Raw genomic sequence first — 21,951 nt, 5'->3', positions numbered from 1 at the left:
CCAAAACAGGGCACGGAAGTTGGGACAAGAGCATAGAGATCATCACGATATGACCCCATCGTCAAAACAAATTCTTCTATTTGGCGTAGAACAGTGTATAATCTGCTCCACTTAGGGGGGGTGAGCTTATGAAGCACCTATTTTTTCGCACATCAGTCGCAGTTTATCTCTTGTTCTGTTTCGCATCGAAAGCGAGCGCCGAGCAGAGCTTCAGATTGATCGTTGGAGTTTATCCAGATGTAAGCTATAGCGCCAGCGATGCTGGTAAGACACTGACCATTCTGCGTAATAAAATGGTTGAACAGTGCGGGCCGGTCAGCTTTCCAAATCCTAGGCGCATTGAGTTATCTGGCGACCTCCCCAGTAATGTCGTCATGGACTCTAGGCGACCGAAACATATGAATTTGTACAGTGCGACAGGGACGTCAGTACAGGTTGTCCCCATTATTATGGCCTGCCCCGACCCTGTCATTACAGGATTCATTAGTGGCTGCGCCCGGCCGGGTGGTCCAATTTTTGTCAGAAAGAGGCCAAGCCGGGCACGTGATGCGCAAGTTTGGGGCCATGAGATAGGCCATGCTCAAGGTCTGAATTCAAGCTTCTCTGGCTATGTCGGCGGCCACAACCAAAACTTCGGCTTTTTGATGTATGCTTCTGCAAGCGAGAATAATTGGGCAATGACCTCAGCTGAGTGCAATCAGTATTATACGACCCAGACATTTCCTCCAGCCGATCAGGGCGAAGCCATTATTATTGATGAGCCTTTGGCGGTTACGGGCGAAATATCTAAAAAAACTGATGCGCCAACAGACTTCGATGATGAGCAGTTCGCGCGTTCATATTTGTTAGCTGAATGGCCACATGGTTTGGATTCTGAAATCCTTGATTCAAACCGCGAAATTGTATCTCGGATGGCCCGTGAGGCGCTGTTAAACGACGACGTTGAACTTTGGCCAAACTCCGTTCTTGTTGCGGGATACACCAATTTTGATGGTGCAGTATCCCTGATTTCGAAGGTGTTAGAAACGACAAACATCGATACCAACTTCGCAACCGAGAATCCCGAAGAAGCGGCCTTTCTTGTTAACGACGCTAAGGTGAACGCTGGTGTCGCTTTGGGGTATCTTGCCTTTGAGGGGCGCGAAGAGGCGAGTAACTTGCTTGTGCCACTAATATCCCCAAAAAATAATTTTCTCTCCATTCCGTTTTTAGATGACGGAAGAGACACGCAAAGATTGTCGCAGCATCTCGCAATTCTGGCGACGACCGGCCTCGCTCTCGCAGCATCAAACAATACCGAACTTCAAACGGTATTGAACAACCACCGATCGGCAGCACTGGTTGGCCAATATGATCTCGGCGTTGATGATGCGTTTTTTGATCAGTTAGAGGAATTGGGCAAAGGGGCTCAGGGCAAGACTCTGGATGAAGTGTTAGGTAGTCAGTGACGAACCGCTTGCAGCCGTCGCCGATCCGACAAAATTCGCGAGAGTTTTCAAACCGACTTTTCTTAAGAGAGATATATGATCAACAAGTTCTGCTTATTTGTTATGACGCTGGCAGCAGGTTCATTTTTGGGTGGATGTGCGTATGAGAACAGGGCTTTGCAAGTCGAGCAGAGCGCGCTGACGTCCGAGGATGGTACGATTGAACTCAAAAGACAAGAACGTCAGGTCAGTACATCTGTTCGCTCAAACGAGAAACTTCTCACCGAGTCCACCGTCCGGACCGCGATCTATGCACTTAGGCTTTCCGACGCATACAAAGGGCTCGGCGATGAAGCCGCGCGCAATCGCGACCTGTCAGTAGTTGCCCTGATCACAATTGCTGGTGCCGCAGCCTTGGGCAACGCCTCATCAATCGAAGCATCCGATCTGGCTGCGGTTCTTGCGACAGGAGCGGTGGTCAATGAAGGGGTGAAGTACGTCAATCCAGGCGGCGCAGCAGAGGCTTTTTATTCCGCGTCAGAATCTATGGCTTGCGCGAGTGCCAAGGTGGCCAAGTTTTACGGCGGCGCTCCTGACGAGAAGGACTTTTACGCAAGCTCAGTTGCTCTGTGGTATATTCGCAGAATTGAACTTCTGCTGCGAGCAGATTTGCAGCGTGAAGTCCCAAACTTCTCGTCTCTGCTGCAACGTCTTGGAATTAAAAACCGGAAAGGCGAAGTATCAGCGCTGACAAGTCGCGGCAAAATAAGCAAAACAGAGCAAATGCAAGCGGAGTTGGATACCTGTATTCGGGAAGCCGGTGGTTCAGATCAGACACCTGATTCTGATCAAACACCCAAGTTACCTAATTCGCAAGGGAACAGCACTGATTTGTCCGATGTTGTCGTGACCGATGGCTGAGGCAACATTTTCCAATGCAACCTATCCGTGATTTCTTTTTCGCTATCTCAGAATTAATTGCCCCTTACACTTGATCCTGTTCTCCATTGCATTCGGCCCCAAATGTCTACTTTGTGATCTAGCAACTGTATTTCTCAGCCCGCCTGAGATACAGAAGGGTCAGCATTCATAACCAGAACATGACCACGGCCACCAGAGCACAGGCGGAGAGGAAAATCTTCGGGCACCTGTCGTAGCTGGTGGCCATCCTGCGCCAGTCCTTGAGACGGGCAAAACTGTTCTCGATTTTGTGGCGCTTGCGATAGCGAGCCTCGTCGTGCGGGATCGGGAGCTTGCGGCCTTTTCTTGACGGGATGCATGGCTTTATCCCCTTGTTTTCAAGCGCCTCGCGATACCAATCTGCATCATAACCCCAACCCTGCTTTCGAAGCGCACTGATTTCTTGGTCGCGGAGCAATCGCATGCAGTCCGGACTTAATGGCGATCTTGTATGGGGATTTCCGACTACCTAGCGGGATCGATTGTCGCGCGTACCATGGCTACCGGAACTTGTTCCTTTCTCAACCTCAATGGAGACAGCCATGACGCTCATGCTTCACGCGGGTGCAACCCCGCTCGACTATGCAGAATTGCGAGGGCTTCAGACACCCGATCCGACCCCAACCCATGTACCGATCCCGCACCACCGCCTGGTGGATGTGGTCCGGCTCACGCTCGGCTTCTACGGCCATACCGTGGAAGAAGAGCACCACGGGGTGACGCCGGATGGAATGCGGTACTTCGGGGTCCTGTCGCTCAAGAGCACCTACGGTGACTACACCGACACGGTGGGGCTCAGAAACAGCCACGACAAGACCTTCCCGATCGGCCTCTCGTTCGGTTCACGGGTCTTCGTCTGCGACAACCTCGCCTTCATCGCCGACCACGTGGTGCGGCGCAAACACACGGCCCAGGCCAAGCGCGATCTGCCGGGGCTTGTCGGTGATCTCATCGAGCCACTTGCGGATCAGCGCGATGCTCAACACCGGACCATCGCGCGGTATCGCACGACGAACCTGTCGCAGGCAGCAGTCGACCATGCGGTCCTTGAGCTCTACAGGGCCGAGGTCATTACTGTCACGCGGATCGGTTCAGTTATGGAGCGCTGGGAAGATCCGCCGCACGACTGGGGCGTGAAAACGGCGTGGCGGCTTTTCAACTGCGTCACCCACGCCTTGGAGGGCAGGATCGCGGAGCAACCGGCGCTCACGAGCCGCTTGCACCAGGTCTTGAATGCGACTTGCGCCGGCAGTAGTGTGGCCGGATCGGCGAACGAGGAGATCGTTGCCGCATAGGCGGCGTCCCATTGGCGGCCCACATGGTGGGCCGCTTTTTCTTATCCGTGTGAGAGATGTGGCACCGTCTAGTTGGGGCGGACGCCGTTCAATAGAATTCAGGGATGGCCAGGGACCAACACATCGACAAACATATCCAAAGGCATCTCGAAATCTGCCAACGCATCTACGAACGGCTCGTCGCCGAAGGCGAGTGGCCGTGCCCCGACTCGCAGGAATCTGAGGATGTGGTAGAGTCCGATGACACTAAGATCGACTTATGAAACCGTGCTTTGGATACATTCGAGTGTCCACCCAGAAGCAAGGCGAGGGGGTTTCGCTCGAAGCACAGAAAGACGCCATCACGGTCTTTGCGAGTCAGAATAACCTTACCGTCACGCAATGGTTCGAAGAGAAAGAGACCGCTGCTAAGCAAGGTAGGCCGGTCTTCATCCAAATGCTCCGGCAGTTGAAGCGCGGGAAAGCGGTCGGGCTAATAATGCACAAGATCGACCGTTCGGCGAGAAATCCGCGGGATTGGGCGGACATCAGCGATCTATCCGATGCTGGAATCGATATCCACTTCGCGACTGAAAACCTCGACTTCCGTTCACGTGGCGGTCGCCTGACCGCGGACATTCAAGCTGTCATTGCGGCCGACTACATCCGCAATCTTCGTGAGGAATGCATCAAGGGGATGACCGGGCGCCTCAAGCAAGGGATTTTCCCTTGGGGGGCACCGCCGGGCTATCTGAACCAAGGCGGCGGCAAACCCAAGATCCCCTGTCCAAAGACGGCGCCGCTCATCCGCCTCACATTCGAACTCTACGCGACCGGCCAGTATTCGTACGAGTCGCTCCTTGATGAGATGCACCGCCGCTGCCTGCGCAACACGCGCGGCGGCAGGCTTACCCTCTGTGGCCTTGGCAACATACTTCAAAACCCGTTCTACATCGGCCTCATGTACATCAAAAGCTCAGGCAAGACCTACGAAGGCATCCATGAACCGATTGTGCCCGTCGCCACTTGGAATCGCGTTCAAACCATCCGCAACGAGCGTTCCGGCCCAAAGTCCACACGTCACAACCATCTGTTCCAGGGCATCTTTCGCTGCGGTCTCTGCGACAACCCGATGGTGCCGGAACGGCAAAAGGACCACGTTTACTACCGCTGCAAGCGCCAAAACTGTCCGACGAAGACCATCCGTGAGGAGGTTCTGGACGAAGCAATCCGGACAGAACTGCGACAGCTGGAGTTGAGTAGCCAAGCGTCGGTACAGGTGTCCAACGCCGAAGGACCTGCTACGCTGGTCTCTCTGGAAGACCAGCGGTCAGCCATTGCGCTGCAGATCAAAGATGAAGAACGTCGGCTGGAACGGTTAGAAGACTTGCTCATCGATGACACACTCAGCTCAGACACATTCACCCGGAAGAAAGCCATGATCCAAGTGCGCTTGGCTGAACTGCGGGAGAAGCACGCCCAGATTCCCGATCCATCGGCCTTGGTAGTGCAACAAGAGAAACTGGCCGAACTGCGAAATAGCCTTGTTTTTCTATACGAATCCGCCAATCGAGCCGAAAAACGCATGATCGTCGAAAACGTCTGGCCGAACCGAACGGTGTCGGGGAAAAAGCCAGCGTTTGAGCCATATTCTTGGATCACGCGGGTCAAAAACGACGTGACCCTCCTAGGTGGTGCACATGAGCGGGATAGAGACCGAACTTCCACAGCTGAGGGTGATAGCAGTCCACCGGAGAAGCTCTTCCCGCTACTGGATCGAAGTTTACGTGATGATACCGAGGCGGCCTAGGCGATGAGATATCGCCTGTTCCCTTAGAGCTTTATTACATATCGGGGAAGGCGAAGGTCATGCCGGTTGGGGGCAGACTCTATCTGAATGCAGAAGAGTTGCTTGGTGGCCGCTCATGGTAAAATTCGAACATGCGGTTGTTTAGCCCACAAGAATTTCGTTTCGCATTTTATCTATACATTGTAGCCTCAGGCGCTGCCGCAATAATAAGTAGCTTGGCATACTCTGCGTCACCGATAGTTGTCGGTGCGTTCCTTATTTTCTATCCAGCACTTCTTTTGGTTGTCTTGATTGCTGGAATATTTCTTCAATCCAAGCCAATCAGAGTTTCAAAGGCGACAATCTGGTATTTTTCCGTTTTACTAGCTGTGATCGTACTTCTCGGACAACCTTTCTGTGGTTTGTTGGATTATTTATCGGGTGCCACGCAGTCGTGTAACGTATACATATCGCAAGACCATGTTATACCGCTGACTGGCGCCTGGGTGGTGATCAGGCTCATACTGATAAATTTTGTCAGTATTTTGCTCTATTTGATTTCAAAGCCCGTTTTTGTTCGACGAACCGGCATCCGTAAGGCCTAATTTACCATTGGATCTTTTGTCTAGCTGTCAGTGTATCGGCCAGAATGATATTGTGCACATGAGCGGGATACAGGCCGAACTTCCATAGCTGAGGGTGATAGCAGTCCACCGGAGAAGCTCTTTCCGCTACTGGACCGAAGTCTACGTGATGAAAAAAAACAGCCTAGGCGATGAGATATTGCCTGTTCCCTTAGAGCTCTATTGCATGTTGTGGGTTATCTCGGGATCGAACCAGATCGCCAGCGATCCGCGTCGCTTCAGCGCGTCATTGTAAGTCGACCAGTTCGTGGTCTTATACTTTGTAGGGGCCCAGCTGCTCATGCACTCCCGCTACCACGCTGGATTCACGAGATGAATCCCTTGCGGTGTTTGTGCAACAAAGCCCCTCTACGCGCCGCGTTCGACGCAAAGTGCCTGTCCAGGTATACTCAACCCACATATGCTTGGAATCGAATGGCAGTTCGCATGGATTTATTGAGGAATACAGAACTGTTTTCGGATCTCGTTGGAGACATCTACTCCGCGGCACTCGATCGCGACAAATGGCATCACGTAGTCCAAAGGTTGCATCGCGAAACATCAGGAGCAAAGGTATTTCTGATTGGATACGATGCCGCGACGGGAACGGATCTGGGACAAATATCATCCGGGTATGACCCATTCTTGTTAAAGCAGTACGAAGACCACTATGCCCATTTGAACCCCTACATGGATGGGTGGCTGAATGAGCCCGTAGGCGTGGCGCAGGCGGGTGATGCATTCTGTTCCCGTGAAAAACTTTTGCGATCGGAGTTCTACCTTGATTTCCTACGCGTGGACGAAGACGCGGCCAGTGGGGCAGGCCTGCCTCTCTTCAGGGACGAAGGACGCTTTATCGGTTTCGGCGGGCATATTCCTTCGCGGTTTGCAGAACGCTGGGAAGCGGATTTCGTCACGCTTCTGTCCCTTCTATCCCCGCACCTCACGCAAGCTTTCGAGATCAACAGGGCCCTCGGGGGGAAAGCCCTCAAGGAATATGCTCAGTCACAGGCGCTCAATACCCAGGACGAGTTCCAGACAGAGGTCATCGTCATCGACGCCGCAAGGCGAGTTCTTTATACCTCCCACTCCGCGCAACGGCGCTTATGCCTGGGCAACATCGTATATGTGGATGATCGGAGTCGTCTTTACTTCGTCGATGACCGGCTTGCCGGTGCGCTCAAACTGGCGGCGAGATCCCTCATCAAGGGCGCAGCCCTCTTTCCGGTGAGAATAGATAATCTCAATCTGCTGGCTGCCGAGAGCTTTGCCATCCAGATTTTGCCTTACAAGGGTGATGCTGCAACGGCATCGGCCCTGGGTGCGGTGTGCAAGGTCGACGAGCCATGCCTGATGATCACCATCCAGCCGCAGCCGTCCGATCACCGAATCCTAGAGCGACTGGTCAATCGCTACGGCCTGACCCCCGCCGAGGCGGAGGTCGCCGTGGCCATCGATACCGAAAACAGCCTTTCAGATATAGCCCGGGAGCGAGATGTCAGCGTCTGGACCGTCAGGAGTCAGGTCAAGGCGATCTTCAACAAGTTCGACGTATCTCGCCAGACAGGCATTGTCCGCATTGTCGAACAGGAACGCCGACATCTTTGATGCAACGTATCACTCGTTTGTGTTGGGAGGGCGGATCGCGCAGAAACGCAAGCGGGGCGTAGACCCCATCTTTCTGCCGATTTGACGTTCTGCGATTGGCTGGCCTGTAGAGTTCAGACGGGAGGTCATCGATGGGAGTCCAAACGGAGCACGGGATGGAGTCCGGTCGAGTAATGGAGATTGTGACAGTAACAACGGGCCGCCGACGGTGGCCCGAGGAGATCAAAGCGCGGATCGTCGCGGAGACCTTCGCCGAGGGTGTGACAGTCAGGGAAGTGGCGACGCGTCATGGGATAAGACCGAACCACCTGTCCGAGTAGCGCTGCAAGGCCCTGCGCGGCGAGCCGGTGCTGCCGTTTGATGAGGCTGCCGGCTTTGCGTTGGTCGCATTGGACGACGGATCGGAACCGGAGAGACCGGCGGAGATCACGCCTGAAGACGGACGCATCGAGATTGTCGCCGGCTCGATCACTATGCGGGTTGCCGCGAGGACGGACGCCAAGCGGGTGGCCGAGCTCGCCGCGGCACTGTGCGAGGTGACATGATCCCTTCCGGGGTAAGCACATGCATAAGGCTATCCTTTAGCGGACTTGGCCAGCCCAATGTATCCGGTGGAATGGGGCCAGTTCAGCATCGCTGCGCGTGCGTGCTTATCGTGGAGACTGCTCATATAAAACCTATCGCTCATTTGGGTGATGCGCATAAGATGGATTTTAGAGAAAATCGGTAAGGTTTTGCGAAAGCCAGCTTGGTTACGGAACGGCAGGCACAAGCACCGCCTGGAAGGGCGGGTTGTCTTCAAGCAGCGGAGGTTTCTCATGCGTACATCAAATATTGCATTATCCGGATTCGGAATAATTGCGCTTTGCACGTCGGTGGCATTGGCTGGAGGCAAGCCCGAAGGCGCCAAACCGACTAACCCCAAAAAGATCTACAAACTTTTTGCAGGGAAGACTTCCAACTGGAATCGCGGCGGATATGCTTTCTGGGGGCCAAAGGGCGAGCTTCAGGCAACTGGGAAAAGTGGGTCCGTGGGGGTCGGTAAATGGTATGTGACGACCTCAAGCAAGCTGTGCCAAGAAGCCACCTACTATTGGACCGAAAACGCAGTCAGGAAGTCCGAAGTTGGCAAATGGTGCTGGCAGTTTGTGACAGCACCGGACGGTACCATCTATGAGAAGTACCTCCCAGAAAACACGGATTGGTATCCCTATGATAAGAGGAAACAGGTCAAGGGAAACATGCACGGGCGCGAATACCAGAAGCTTCTTCGGAAATTCGGCTTGTAAGGTAAGCGTCCGGTGTCACTGCCCTGCCGTGGATACGAGATCTGGACGGCGAGTGTTTTCTGCCTCCGGCACAGGGTCGCATAATCCGGCAGGTGTTGTTGATCAGCCCCACCTGAGTGGTCCGGTTTGAGTGCTAGGTGTTCAGTTGCTAGGAATACTCTCCAAAAAGTTGTTGACACGTGCGGTGCAAAATTCGCAAAATCGGGGTTGATAAAGAAATTCTTCGGGGGGGAGAGTTTACATGTCAAGATCCATTTATATCTCGTTGTCTTTCGGAGTTTTTCTTGGTGCCTGTACGGAAATGGGAACCGTAGACTAAGCTGCGAGAAAGCTTGTGCCAAATGGCTATTACTGCTCGACAACTCCCTCCGAGGCTTATAGCCCCGGTTACGTGTACCGAGTAGATCAACGTGATGCCGAGTTCTTGGTCGACGTGCTTAGTGACCAAGCGAACACCTTCTCGTTCCGCGCAGCATTGGGCAAGTATAAGGCCGAGGTTTTGAGGCGAGCAGGATTGACGATTTCGCTTCTGGATGATGCTCCCATCCCCGGAGCAAACGCGGAGACTACAGCTAGCGCGTCGAAAACATCGTCGGTCTCGTTCAGCGATGGCCGGTTCGTTCTGATGAACGATGCCGGTTTTCGACGGATTGCACAGCTCGCCATAAAAGGCTTACAGCCCGAACGCGGTAGCACTTACTTCGTGGTTCGCGACTCCATCCAGGCCAAGGGTATCGAAATCAGCCTCAGTGCCGAGAACGAGTTGTCTCTGGGCGGCGAGGGAGGGGTTTCTAAGCTGTTCACGGCCGAGCCAAGCATCAAGCTGGTGCGCGACGAAGAGCTGATTATCAGTAGCACGTTCGACGAACCCCTCAATGTTTGCATTCGCGCCGTGCGGATCGATCCGGTTCGACCTGATGGCCAGCAGCCCCAACAGGTCTCCGAGAATCGAAACTGGACGGTCACAAATATCTCGGCGACGAGCAGGCAAGCTGCAGCGATTTTCCAGTCGAATTGATCATTGTTGATAGGTTTTCCCGGATGCGCAAATTTAGTGTTTTCTTCGCAGGTCTCTTATTCATAGTGATTTTCGTGGCTGCGACGTGGCCAGTGCATTCGCAGTCGGCTGAAGCCGGGGTATCAGGGTCGTTCTCTGACGCCAATTTCGACGAGCTCCTTTCTCGGTTGAACTTGGAAGAAGAGCCAAGATTTCTCGAGTTCTCGCAAATCGAGGGTGAGGGCCTCGAGCTGGGCACGGAACTGATGAACGGAAAAGTACTCGGGAGAGACGTCATGCCCGCGGTCTTTCGAGCGACGACCGACGGGACGTGTACGGCCAGCATGATTGGTCCAACAACGTCCTTGCTCGCGGCACATTGCTTCGAGACGGAGATTGGTTTTGCCCGCTTCTCAATTGCTGGCACGTCGATCCGGGCAATTTGTGAATCCGACTCTACTTACAAGAATTCTAGCTCCCACGACTGGAGCCTTTGCCTGTTGGAAAGGCCCATAACTGGAATCACGTACGAAGCCGTCAACATCGAGGACGTGCCTTCGGTTGGCACGAGGGTTGTACTTACCGGCGTTGGATGTACTTTCGAGGGAGAGGAACCAGCGGTGCGGCCCCTCAAGGCAGGCGTGTCCTCGTTGGTTCGACGTCCTTTCAATGTCGCGGTCGGCATAGACCGGGGCGCCTACATCTACACCAAAAGCAATACGGGACAGGGCGAAGCAGTCCTTTGCCATGGCGATAGTGGTGGACCCTCCTTCGTTTTCCTCGGCGATACGTTTTCTACCCGGCGATATATACTTGGTGTGAACTCACGAACGAGCATCTCGAATGGCGTTGGTCTTTTATCGGCGACTGCCTCGACTGCTGGAAAAACTTTCATATCCGAATGGGTAGAGAGGAACGAGCAAGTCGTTTGCGGGATAAATGCATCCACTAGTACGCGCTGCATGTGGAGGCGATGATGAGAAAGATGATCGACTTGGTACCGGTTGAATGCGCAATTGGCATATTCTTATGTTTCACCTATTTTTCTTGTGGTCCCGCATTATCTCAAGAAAAATTGCTTGAGTTGAATTTGTACCGCGAACTTACCGAAACGGAGCGCGGCCTCCTCTCCGAGTTGATAATTCAAAACGATACCGCGTCGGTGATGGAGAATCCCCTCAATTCGGAGCCGTTCACGGAGGTCTGTGACCCATTGACCTGCCAGTTGCGCGCGACGAATGCGTTCAACGAAATCTGGACAAACGTAGCAAACTCGAAGCCCGCGACGCCCGGAACGCTCAACGAGTTCACCAGGGGGCTCGTGATTCCCGGCGAGATATCCCGAGATGGCCGCGACTATTTCGTGGTCGAGCCGGAAGTCGAGGCGGATGGAACAGTCTTGGGAGCAATTCCCGGCAGGTATAATACGAGTGACTTATCCGAATTCAGGGCATTCCCCTTGGATATGGAGAACCAGGTAGCGGTCCAAGATCTCTCGGAATGGGGACTCAATTCGGTGAAGGAAGACAGTTTCTTGCCGTTTTGGGAGCCGAAATCCGTTCCGTTCACCGTCATTTCGAAAGACCTGTCTTATTCTGGCGAGTCGAGCAGAGTATTCGCGATTCGAAATGAAATCTCCGAGGAAAGAGTAATGGAGATCATCGCGGCACTGCGCGCGGGTGATGTAAACGCAAGCCTAGTTGAAGAAAGCAACACCTCCCTTGTTCAACCTGTCCTGTCACCGTTTGAGGGTACTGGCTCACCGTGTGGCGAAGGAACGAGCGAGGAGCGGTGGCCCTTCGATGCTGTCGAGACCGAGGAAATAATTGCCGAGAATCGAAAGTGGCTCACGAAGATGCACCTGCCAGTTTCGCGTGCTTTGATCTTGGTCGTCGATACGGGTATCGGGGAACAATTGATCGAAGAGGGCGGGCAGTTATCAAACCTCCTTGCTCCCAAGCCGAGCGAGATCCTGAATCCCCTCGTCGTCTACAACGACCTTCCCGAGGTTTCTGGTGCACTGGAATGCAGTGATATCGACGGCGATTCCTACTACTGGGATGCAATTGGTGCGACCGGTGCACCAACTGTACTGGACATCGGGACATGTCCTTTCGAGTCGGTTGCTCCTTTGCGCGATCACCGGCTTTTCCCGATCCCTTCAAAGACCGGCGCCGCGGACACGGCGACCTACGTACCCGGCCATGGTAGCTTCGTTTCCGTCTTGGCGGCCGGAGGCGAGGCGCTGGGGGCAAGGGTCCCGGACCTCGTGGACCACCTCGGCCTGAGGTTTTTCAAAGTTACAAGAAAGGCAGAGTCAGGTTCCAAGGCCACCGTGCGCGTCGAGAGAAGTGCCTTGACCAACGCCTTGAAATACGCCGCGGCACAACGCGTGAACATCGTGAACCTCAGCATGAAGACCAGCGACACGAACATAAGGCGGGTCTTCGAAGACCCGGGCGTCGAGGATACGCTGGTAGTGACTTCGGCCGGGAACCTTAGGCAGGATCTGGACAACAATGGCGAGCGCACGCTTCCGGCCAGCCTGCGACGTCCGAACCTGATCGTCGTCGGAGCCCTGAAGAACGAGGAAGCCGATCCATGGTGGGAAGACTCCGCGTTTGGACAGTCGGTCAGCATTGCCGCGCCGGGAGTTGGGATCGAGTCCGTGGACGAAAACGGCAGCAAGGTATGCTTCACGGGAACTTCGGCCGCGACACCAACCGTCAGTTTCACCGCGGCGATACTTTACAGTTTCGGGTTCTCTACCCCCGGGGTGATCAAGGACAGGATCCTCTACTCGGCGACATTCGACCGTGCACTGGTTGGAAAGGTAGAACAGGGAAGGCGGTTGGACGTCGGCGCGTCCATCGATGTCTTCGTTGACCGTCTCACCTTGGGATCCGGTGAGGTGGTTCGCGGTCGCATCGTCAGTGAGAACGGCAGCAGCGCAAGGCTCATCAAGCTCTGCAGTGGGAGACAGAAGGAACACCTGGCAGCTAGTGGTGGACGGATCGATCCGTTTTACTTGAAGAGTTGGCGAAGGGACGGGAACTTCATCGTTTTCCAAGACAGACGGATTCGCGATGAACAGCGCAAGTGTACCTTCGACTCCACGACCGAGATCGTTTTCCGAAAATTGGATGACGACAAGACCATTCCAATCGAGTTGGGCAGTATCGAGTCCGGGCTCTTGTCACCATTTCGATCGGCGCTAGTAGAGGCCACCGTCCTAGATGATTGAATTGAAGAATAGGGTTCTCTACGGGCGCGTGGGTGAAAGAGTAGTGCACAAGGCCTGTCGGACGAGGAATCTGGCGCTTATGCTATCCATGGTTTTTCCACTCTTGGTTTTGGCGGCTTGCGAGAGCGAGAGCGGTCGTCCGACAGAGGCTATGAATCAGGACTTGGCGGGAGGTACGGCGTGTCCCGTCGAAGCTTCCAGGAGCCTGGTAGGCAACCTCGCAAGCTCCGTGAGACTAAGTCGCTTACCAGGGAATCATCGTTTCGTCTTCCAAGAACGAGACGCCCGGTCTAGGTCCGACACGTCACGACTTACTCTCGCGGTCGACCCACGTTCCGGCAGGATCGTAGGCGTTTTCTGTGGTTGACTTGAAGCAGCGCATTGTTCGGGGCTTTCGTGCGACGACACCTCGGGTTCCTTGATGCGCTGGGCACCGCTTCAGTTTTCAAAAACGAATTGGTTAGCAGGTTGATCGCAGGGAGTTCGGCGGACGGAGTTTTCTTGGCTGAACTGTATCGCGAGATCGTGGTTCGGCAATATCCTGATGCATGTGGTAGCTCCTTAGACCTGGCTTAACAGCCAAATCATTGCACACTACGTTGGTGCAGGGGCCGTCCACAGCATCAGGTTAGTGTTACCTTGCTCAGCTTGATAATCTCGCCAACCTCACCACGGGTACATAAGCGATGCGGCAATGTCGGAAAGAGAGCTTACCGTCTGTGCGAAACCGGCACTGCTCTCTGAAACTAATTGAGGCGTTCGATTAATGTTGACGAGGCCGTCAGAATTTTTTCAAAGAGTATGACCCAAAACGTAACCCATAGCACCGTACTAATCGCGACTGCTAGGAAGTTCTTTGGATGGGTTCCGCTCACTGTGCCCAGAATAAGTGTATTGATTGGTCGAGTTAAAGGTATGAAGCGTAAAACAACTGTCTTTAGGACACTGGCCAAAAAACTGTCATCTTGATTGTGAAGAAAACGTTGCGCCACGCGCCCAAACTTGTTCTGAGTTAACGTGAGAGTATCAATTTTATCGCTCACCAGTCTGGTTTTCTTGGCGAATGAAGCGATAAGCATGTTCACGCTTTCGGCAACGAAAACACCGGCAGATGCAGCGACCCATACGGACGTTGCAGACATGCTGGCGACATACGCTGCTGTTGCCGCTGCCACAATTGCTCCGCCGTAGGTGAAATAGCCAGTGAGGAACAAGGTATCCAAAAACGCCGCCACCCCGACCGACAGGAGAACTCCATTTACATCAATCATAAATAACGTCTCTGAGGCATCGCAGTTTACCTGTAGAGGAGTAGCTTGACAAATTCACACCAGGAACGCCACAGCCCAAAGCGCAACTGGAATCCTTAGGGCTGACGCGTTGTCGATCCGTCGATGCAGGGAAAACCAACCAATAGCTGCAATCGACGCTGCAGCAACTAAAATCAGCACCAAACCGGGCCCATCAAAGAAAGTTGCTCCGATACTAAGAGCACCAATCATGACGCATACCCCTATGGCGGTGCTACTCCTTCTTCCGCACACGACCGCCAGGGTTTGTTTACCTGCGAGAATGTCAGCCTCGATGTCGTTTACATCAACCAACAGCTCTCTACCCACAAAGAAAATGAAACCAACCAATAGTATCTCGGTGGGAAATATCGCATTTCCGGCAATAGTATTGATTAGCAACATCGGCGCCAGACACACAACTGCCGAATAGACACCTTTCATAATCGGGAAGCGAATCGAAAACGGAGAATAAACAGCCAATGCCGCACATGTGGTCAGTTGCAAAGACATCGCCTCAGAGCCAATTATTCCGGCAAGACCCACACCGACGACGGCCGCAAACGCGGCAAGATGTCTAGCTGTGCTTTGCTTGATTCCACCTGTAACCAATACCTTATCAACTCGACCGCCGAGTTCGTCCTTCTCAAAATCGTAAACGTCGTTAATTATGAAGGCAAACGCGGTTACAAACACCATTGATGCGCCCGAAAGTAACGCCGTGCCAAGATCCCCACCGGCGAAGCGGAAAGCGAATACGGCGACTGTAAGCCCCACCAGGCCGGAAACCAGGACTTTTGCAAGCTTTGCAAGTTTGTATGTCTTCCAAATTGTCCTGGAAATACGTTCAAACTGACGAGACGTTTCCCGCGCAAGTTTGATCGCATTCCCTTTATCTGGAGACTGATTAGTACCCGCGCGCGTAGGCGATAAGTCGTTGCCACCGGCACCTGTCGTTGTATCACCATTCGAAGCATTACTGTCCCAAATGTATAGGATGAGAACTAGAACAATTAAACACAAAGACCAGATCTGAAACTCGTCGACTTTCACGCCGATAATGCTTTGGTAATTTAGGATTTTGTTAAGAATAGATGTCACAAACAACGAGTAAATACTTAGAAAGGATGCTACTATAAAATAAAGCAACATGCAATTTTTCGAATCAGAGAAAAGCGCTGTTCGATTTTTATTCGATATTAGCGCCTGATATTCGGATTGTAGAAGGACAAATATTATTGTTAACAATACACCGAGGATGGTTGTCACGCGGTCGGAAAGACCCGATCCGTCGCCCCCACCTTCTGCAGAGCCAATTAGGTAAATTGTGCTAGGAAACTTTACCCCAAGCCAAAGCCCTCCAATAATCAAGAGCGGAAGCGAGAATCCAAAAGCGAGGGCGCAGTAACGAAATTTAGCAACATCTTTTTTTTCGTTTTTTATCCATAAAATTAAAAAAACCGCCGTATACAGATACATTAACCACATCGGCAGGGTAGGCAAGAAAAGCGCTAGGATCGGTACCATTGGGATAAATACGTACGCAGACCAATTTGCGCCAGATCTATAGAACTCAATATCCTCGGAGTTTGCTAGCCTATATCCGCTCCTGGGGTTGGTTATGTAATATAATCTGCTCGCGACTTCGGTAACGCCAAGCGCCATCGTAATAAAAAGTGCCAGCAATATGGCGACAAACTCTCCTCGCCCGTGAACAAATCGTGTCAGAAGAGGCGCCGCGAATAGGATGATCACGAATAGTGATATTGATTTTCTAGTACTGCTCTCTTGACGCCCAGAAGCCCACATCACGAGGCAGTAGAGGCTGGACACGCCAAGAAAGTAATACCAGGACTTCTCATCGTGGGTGCTGGCAAACCATCCAACTAGAAAACTGCTCATGCAAGTAGTAATGGCTGGAAAGAAAATCCTTTTGGGAAAGGCGCGAAGCGCATCAACTTCAGTTTCATTTTTCCGTAGAGAAACGAGAAAGGACTCTGTCATTATGTAAATAATTGGAAGTACGGAGGCGAGGAAAAAGATGCTGACGCTCCACACTTCCTCACCACTTGCAAATAAAGCTATCGTTATAATTGCGATGGCCGAGACAAGAACGATTCCCACCAGCCCGCCGAAATACCAATGATGCCATTGTTCTTCATCCGATTCCTTGGTTGTTTCAACCGTTCGCTCACGAACTAGCATAAATCCGGTCAGGCTGAGAAAATACCAAAACGCGGCGGCGAGAATGGCTTTGTCTGGAGCATTCGGTGCTAATGAGTCAGCAGGCGGGAGAGCTGCAGAGGTGTTAGAGGTGAACCTTGACAACAGGTAACCGCACAGTGCGCAAAAGACCCCAACGGCCACATAACCAATGCCAGCTGTCCAAGAGTTCCTTGATGATGTGTGCCGCACTCCGTCCTCCGAAACTACCGCTTAGGCTACTAGTAAACTGCCTGCGGTTTGCGTTGCAAGAACGGATGACGAGTGAGACAAGTTCGATATTGTGGGAAGTTGGACTTGACCCGCTTTGTTGGAAAGCGTCTAGCTTGTCAATCGGCATCCAATCGTGGCGCTGACGCAGATTTGGTGCAGCTGCGGCATGCCTAATGTAAGCGCCTTGCCGATCCGCTATGCGGCGCGGCATGACGCGACCGCGAAGGGGATCGGCAAGGCGCTTACTACTTAACGCTATATTTCGGCAATCTTTGGAGGAGGTTGCCGATGGCGGCATGGCTTTCGCGAAGGGATTTTTTTGCCGCGGGACTCAAGGCCGAACAGGTCGAACTGGCTGGAAACACAATCCGGGTCCACTCCCGTTCCGCCAAAACCGCCGCGGCCTGTCCGCGCTGTGGCACGATTTCACACCACGTCCACAGCAGGTATCGACGCCGCCCGGCCGATCTTCCTGCGCACGGCCGGAAGGTGGAGCTGATCTTGTTGGTCCGGCGATTTCGATGCCGAGCCATGCATTGCTCAGCCAAGATATTCGCTGAACGGTTTCCGCCTGCCGTGACCCGGCCACATGCGCGGCGCACGTCACGCCTGCAAGGGCTGGTCCGTCATCTGGGCCTGGCTCTCGGCGGACGTTCCGCACAAGCGCTTGCCGGACGGCTTCTTTTGCCCGTCAGCAAAGATACCTTCCTGCGCAGCGTTCGAGATACGACCGAGGCCGTGACCAGCGAGCTCCGCGTCATCGGCATCGACGACTGGGCATGGCGCAAAGGACAGCGATTCGGCACTTTGATCTGCGATCTGGAGCGGCACCGGGTGATCGACCTACTGCCGGATCGGGAACCCGCCACGGTCGAGGCCTGGCTGCGGGCCCGCCCTGGGATCGAGGTTGTCGCCCGCGACCGCAATGGAGGATATGGCGGCGAACACTGTCTGACGCTTCCAGAGGCTCGTATTTTTTAGGAAAGGCGGCGCTAAACATCTCGGCGGCAGCAATGCGTCTATCAAGTGTTGCTTGCGCACTTATGGATCGAAACCTGTCGCCCAACCCCTCGAGCTCGTCGTATGGCAACACCATGGTGTGACCATCGCCCTTCTTGCGTATCTTAGGGTCCCCGTCCTTGACTATGTGCAGCCTCGAAACGTTCGTTTCAGAGAGCTTCTGGCCGAGGTAGTAGCTCACACCACTCCTCAGATATCCATTCTCGTGCAGAACATCCGGGGCCTTCTTGAAGCCTTCGAAAATTATTTGTTTCAGTGGATAACCACCATCACGAGGGTAAAACGTAACTATCGATTTCGCCTCATCGATTTCATATGCAAGCTTGCGATCATCCGGGGTTTCATCATCAAAAACGAAGACCTGCTTGATGCCGTCCTTAATTTTGGTTTCGTTATTTAAAGCCATGATTTCATTATGCCCTGTTCAGACTATCAGGCAAGCATACGAACAACCAAAGGTATGGCTCTGGCCGATAGGTTCACTCAGCCCTCAAGACTACGTTCTGACGAGACCTAGCAATACAGACACCATTCCTAATTGCAAAACACTCCACAAAGTGGCGTCCGTTGTACTTCGTGTGTTCAGGTGACCTGAGAGTTCGGTGGTCAGTTATTTCGCCCCGAGGCTGAGGACTGTTATCGTCATTTTTGACCTTCCACTTGAATACGTCTGCAGCAGGAGTACGTGGACCAAGTTGAAAATCAATCTTTCGGTCAACTTCGATCACGCCAAGTGCGTCAAGGATTCGCGCTCGGAACCCGCCTTCACGTTGCTGGACATTGCCGATGATCGTCAAAGTTGCTTCCGTGAGAACCGGAATGCCCTGGTCAAAGAGGTATTGTTCTGAGTTACTCGCTCGATGTCTCTCCCCAGCAGCTACGAGGTCAGCGACCGACGAGTCTTCTTCGATATTTTCTAGAGCGATCAGAAAGTGATCGCGAAGTCGTGCAACCAAATCTCTTTCTTTATCAGTCAACTCAGCAACGTAAGCATCCACGAAGCGTGTAGTGTCCGCCTTGTCGCGCAAACGTGGTTCGGCAATGTATTCAGGCAGGCGAACGAAAAAGTCAAAAACTGCATCGAAGATACTGGCCGCTGGAGATCTACGGAAGAACTCTGTGACCAGCAATTCCAGGTGGAAAGACTTCAATGGGAAGTCTTCATTGTGCTCTTTGCACGAGTAGCGCCAAGCCTTGACTAACTTAACGGCCTTGCTAAAATCGCCGTTTACGCCGTTCACGTCACGAGCTTGATTTATGTAGCCGCGCGGATCGCTTGGAATCCAGGTCATAGACTGCCCGGCCTTTTCGAGCTGTTCGACGAAAACCCGCCTTTCGGCTCGGTTCTTTCGTATTACCTCCGGCACCTGATATTTGTCTTCACCATCACCATTCTTTCCATCTTTGTAGGCTGGAACGACATCAACCGCGAAGACTTCCTCACCCTCTGTTTCAAATGCAATTGTCACAGAATGTGATTGGAGAGTAATTTTTGCTGTGTAGTCTGTTGGGTTCTCAAACTCCTCGTCGAGTGCTGCCTTTAGCTCGGTAAGTGTCTCACTGGGGTCGGCATCGGCGCTCCACTCACCAATGATATACAACACATCGAGGTCATGCAGAGGTCGGATAGCTGTGTATCTTGGGTACGAACCGATTTGGAGCCAAGCGGGTGATCCAAGGACGTCACAGACAGACTTGTATAATGAAGAAACTAGCTTCCTCTCGCTTGCCGTCGGCGACAACTCTTCGCGCACATACGTTCTCAGCTTTGAGCAGATTTCATCTTTTTTCATATGCCGTCGTAATCATGCTGGTGACAATATCATTCATTAGGCGTCCACGGAAATTATTGACGATTACATTCCGCCTCAACTCCAGGCTCTGCATCACTTCATCAGGAATTCGCCCACCGCTTGGCGGGGCATACACAATCAATGCCGCATTGACGGGAATGGCGTTGAGAATTTCTTGAATGTACTCAGCGCAGTCAGGCCAGTTAATAAGAGCTAGTTCAACCTTGCTTAGACTCTCCAGCTCTCCAAGTCCACGCACAGCGTAGATGTTCTTGTTGTTGAAGAGTTTCGACTTTTTGAGAAGCTCTTCCAGGTTCCGATAGTGGTCGCCCTCTGCCACAATGCCAATTTGGCGACGCCAGAGACCATGTCCAAGCCGATACAATACGGGAAGGAGCCCGCGTATCGTCCAGTACACGACGAGGATCACCCAAACTACCGAGAAGATCGTGCCAACCAGGCCCAGAAACTCAATTATCGTAAGCAAAGTATCCATTTTTTCATTCTAGCACTTGGTGCATTTCGGCGAAAGAACCGAGGGAGCTCAAGGTAATGTGTCAGCTGTCGCCGTAGCGTGACTGCTAGCAACCAGAGGCCACATGATTAAAACCAATTAGGGTCGACCACACAACTAGCTAACGACGCGAATTCGTCGGAGAGAGAGGATTCGAACCTCCGAACCCTGCCTCCCAACGACAGTGCTACAGCAAATTTTCAAGCCAATCAGCGTAAGACTGCATCATCTCTACACGGCCATCGAGATACTCCGCCTTATTGTACGAAGACCGTACCTTGTTTGTTGGAACATGGGCCAGCTGACGTTCAATCCAGTCGGCGTTCCAGCCCATCTCGTTGAGATTGGTGCTCGCCGTGGTCCGAAATCCGTGGTGAACGTGCACGTCTTGCGTGTAGCCCATGCGCCTGAGGGCCGCATTGAAGGTCATTTCTGAGAGCATCCGTGCAGGGTCGCGAGGCGACGGGAAGACTAGTGCCGAACCGAAGTCGATTTCACGTAGCTCACGCAGCACCGCGACTGCTAGGGGCGGCAACGGCACCAGATGATCACGCTTCATCTTCATTCGCTCACCAGGCACTTCCCACATTGCCCGATCCCAATCGAGCTCGCTCCATCGCATGCCGCGCAATTCAGTGTTTCGAGGGAATAGGTAGGCCGAAAGCAACAGCGCCGACCCCACAATCATGTGCCGTTCTCGGTACTCATGTATAGCTCGCATCATCTGGCCAATCGCCGCCGGATCGGTCACCCCGGCGAACTCACCGCGACGGCGCTTGACCATAGCTCCGATAGTGTAGGCAGCGGGATCGCTGTCGATGAGGCCACGCGCCGCTGCGTAGCGAAATATCTGCGAGAACCGTGATCGAATCTCGTGGGCGCTCTCGACTTGGCCGCGTTCGGCAATCGGGTTCACAACGGCCAAGATGTCTTCTGCTGTGATCTGATTGATCGGCCGTTGCCCAAGCTTTCTGATGGTGACACCTACCTGACGGTCGAGTTTGGTCATGGTGCGTGGCGCGGCCCCGCTTCGTTGACGGAGCATGAGGTATTCGCTTGCAATAGTTTCCCATAGTGGGGCGGGAGGTTCAGACAACTTGCCTGTATCTTCCGCCTCTGCCTTTGCGACCGATTTCGGGTCCGTACCGTCACGCAGTGCAGATTTGAAAGCAGCGGCATTGAGGCGTGCGTCGGCGAGGCGTATCGACGGATATTCGCCGATCACCACTGTGCGTTGTTTCCCACCACTGCGATAGGCGAGACGAAAGACTTTCTTGCCGGACGGCATTACATCCACGAATAGACCGCCGCCGTCAGAGCGGCGAAAGCGTTGATTCTGTGGTGAAAATGCCCGAATTTCGGCGTCAGTCAGAGGCAAGGAACTATACTCCCACGTGCGCTCTCGAGAGAGAGCTTGTCCAACATTTGCGTGAGATTCTAACGCCCTTGTCCAACATCTGTCCAACAATTCGGAGCGAATCTATGGTCAGGCAGGTTCGGCCACGTTCATGACGCCATCCGCAAAAGCGCTTTATTTCAGTGCTTTAGAGAAATGGTGAGAAGGTATAAGAAGTTAAATTGGAGCGGGCGATGAGATTCGAACTCACGACCCCAACCTTGGCAAGGTTGTGCTCTACCCCTGAGCTACGCCCGCGTCCTTGGGTGAGGCGTGATGTATCCAAGCCCGC

At 53.2% G+C, this 21,951-nt stretch carries 17 protein-coding genes, 1 tRNA gene and 2 pseudogenes; 12 read left to right on the top strand and 8 right to left on the bottom strand.

The window, feature by feature from the left end:
• The first annotated feature begins 128 nt into the window (after window positions 1–128).
• Window positions 129–1,448, top strand: a complete 1,320-nt coding sequence (locus DDZ14_RS19280; RefSeq protein ID WP_146193062.1) for a hypothetical protein — start codon at window positions 129–131, stop codon at window positions 1,446–1,448.
• Window positions 1,449–1,523: 75 nt separating this feature from the next.
• Entirely contained in the window at window positions 1,524–2,348 is an 825-nt protein-coding gene (locus DDZ14_RS19275; protein ID WP_146193061.1) for a hypothetical protein, read from the top strand.
• 166 nt (window positions 2,349–2,514) lie between these two features.
• On the opposite strand, the pseudogene DDZ14_RS02725 reads toward DDZ14_RS19275, so the two are convergent.
• Window positions 2,515–2,760, bottom strand: a pseudogene (locus DDZ14_RS02725) (transposase); the annotation flags it as partial.
• Window positions 2,761–2,929: 169 nt separating this feature from the next.
• Between DDZ14_RS02725 and DDZ14_RS02720 the strand changes: the two are divergent.
• Entirely contained in the window at window positions 2,930–3,682 is a 753-nt protein-coding gene (locus tag DDZ14_RS02720) for a DUF932 domain-containing protein (protein WP_199221262.1), read from the top strand.
• A 259-nt stretch (window positions 3,683–3,941) separates the two neighbouring features.
• On the top strand, window positions 3,942–5,471 hold the full coding sequence (locus DDZ14_RS02715) for a recombinase family protein (RefSeq protein WP_109423402.1): 1,530 nt from the start codon (window positions 3,942–3,944) through the stop codon (window positions 5,469–5,471).
• 800 nt (window positions 5,472–6,271) lie between these two features.
• Here DDZ14_RS02715 and DDZ14_RS02710 read toward each other — a convergent pair.
• Window positions 6,272–6,376: pseudogene (locus DDZ14_RS02710) on the bottom strand (IS5/IS1182 family transposase); the annotation flags it as partial.
• 132 nt (window positions 6,377–6,508) lie between these two features.
• Between DDZ14_RS02710 and DDZ14_RS02705 the strand changes: the two are divergent.
• From DDZ14_RS02705 to DDZ14_RS02675, 7 genes are all read left to right on the top strand, one after another.
• Entirely contained in the window at window positions 6,509–7,681 is a 1,173-nt protein-coding gene (locus tag DDZ14_RS02705) for a helix-turn-helix transcriptional regulator (RefSeq protein ID WP_146193060.1), read from the top strand.
• Window positions 7,682–7,812: 131 nt separating this feature from the next.
• Window positions 7,813–8,001: a transposase gene (locus tag DDZ14_RS20215; protein ID WP_109423400.1), complete on the top strand. Its 189-nt coding sequence runs from the start codon at window positions 7,813–7,815 to the stop codon at window positions 7,999–8,001.
• Between the two features lie 27 nt (window positions 8,002–8,028).
• The gene (locus tag DDZ14_RS02695; protein ID WP_109423399.1) at window positions 8,029–8,226 is read left to right on the top strand and encodes a hypothetical protein; all 198 of its coding nucleotides are present in this window, start codon (window positions 8,029–8,031) and stop codon (window positions 8,224–8,226) included.
• 273 nt (window positions 8,227–8,499) lie between these two features.
• Window positions 8,500–8,970, top strand: a complete 471-nt coding sequence (locus DDZ14_RS02690; protein WP_109423454.1) for a DUF995 domain-containing protein — start codon at window positions 8,500–8,502, stop codon at window positions 8,968–8,970.
• Window positions 8,971–9,394: 424 nt separating this feature from the next.
• Window positions 9,395–9,988, top strand: a complete 594-nt coding sequence (locus tag DDZ14_RS02685) for a hypothetical protein (protein ID WP_109423398.1) — start codon at window positions 9,395–9,397, stop codon at window positions 9,986–9,988.
• A gap of 23 nt (window positions 9,989–10,011) precedes the next feature.
• A complete protein-coding gene (locus tag DDZ14_RS20210; RefSeq protein ID WP_109423397.1) occupies window positions 10,012–10,944 on the top strand; it encodes a trypsin-like serine protease in 933 nt (310 codons plus the stop codon).
• Window positions 10,944–13,211 carry a S8 family serine peptidase gene (locus DDZ14_RS02675; protein ID WP_158275445.1) on the top strand — a complete coding sequence of 756 codons (2,268 nt, stop codon included), beginning with the start codon at window positions 10,944–10,946 and terminating at the stop codon, window positions 13,209–13,211. Before DDZ14_RS20210 ends, DDZ14_RS02675 begins: the two co-directional genes overlap by 1 nt.
• A gap of 746 nt (window positions 13,212–13,957) precedes the next feature.
• On the opposite strand, the gene DDZ14_RS19270 is transcribed toward DDZ14_RS02675, so the two are convergent.
• Both DDZ14_RS19270 and DDZ14_RS02670 read right to left on the bottom strand, forming a co-directional pair.
• On the bottom strand, window positions 13,958–14,482 hold the full coding sequence (locus DDZ14_RS19270) for a hypothetical protein (RefSeq protein ID WP_146193059.1): 525 nt from the start codon (window positions 14,480–14,482) through the stop codon (window positions 13,958–13,960).
• Between the two features lie 54 nt (window positions 14,483–14,536).
• Window positions 14,537–16,915, bottom strand: coding sequence for a UbiA family prenyltransferase (locus DDZ14_RS02670; protein ID WP_146193058.1), 2,379 nt, complete (start codon window positions 16,913–16,915; stop codon window positions 14,537–14,539).
• A gap of 309 nt (window positions 16,916–17,224) precedes the next feature.
• Between DDZ14_RS02670 and DDZ14_RS02665 the strand changes: the two genes are divergently transcribed.
• Window positions 17,225–17,917: an ISL3 family transposase gene (locus DDZ14_RS02665; protein WP_233252446.1), complete on the top strand. Its 693-nt coding sequence runs from the start codon at window positions 17,225–17,227 to the stop codon at window positions 17,915–17,917.
• 518 nt (window positions 17,918–18,435) lie between these two features.
• Here DDZ14_RS02665 and DDZ14_RS19265 read toward each other — a convergent pair.
• The 4 genes from DDZ14_RS19265 to DDZ14_RS02640 all read right to left on the bottom strand — a co-directional run bounded on the left by DDZ14_RS19265 (window position 18,436) and on the right by DDZ14_RS02640 (window position 21,917).
• Window positions 18,436–19,749 (bottom strand): nucleotidyltransferase, encoded by a 1,314-nt coding sequence (locus DDZ14_RS19265; protein WP_146193057.1) that lies wholly within the window; start codon window positions 19,747–19,749, stop codon window positions 18,436–18,438.
• Complete coding sequence (locus DDZ14_RS02650) at window positions 19,736–20,245, bottom strand: hypothetical protein (protein WP_109423392.1); 510 nt, start codon at window positions 20,243–20,245, stop codon at window positions 19,736–19,738. The genes DDZ14_RS19265 and DDZ14_RS02650 overlap by 14 nt, the downstream gene beginning before the upstream one ends.
• A gap of 205 nt (window positions 20,246–20,450) precedes the next feature.
• Window positions 20,451–21,641: an integrase arm-type DNA-binding domain-containing protein gene (locus tag DDZ14_RS02645; protein ID WP_146193056.1), complete on the bottom strand. Its 1,191-nt coding sequence runs from the start codon at window positions 21,639–21,641 to the stop codon at window positions 20,451–20,453.
• A gap of 201 nt (window positions 21,642–21,842) precedes the next feature.
• Window positions 21,843–21,917, bottom strand: a tRNA-Gly gene (locus tag DDZ14_RS02640).
• Window positions 21,918–21,951: the final 34 nt, after the last annotated feature.

The sequence above is a fragment of the Maritimibacter sp. 55A14 genome, assembly GCF_003122205.1.
Taxonomy (GTDB): domain Bacteria; phylum Pseudomonadota; class Alphaproteobacteria; order Rhodobacterales; family Rhodobacteraceae; genus QEYE01.
Note: the sequence above shows the minus strand (reverse complement) of the source record. Positions and strands in the feature narration are given on the sequence as shown.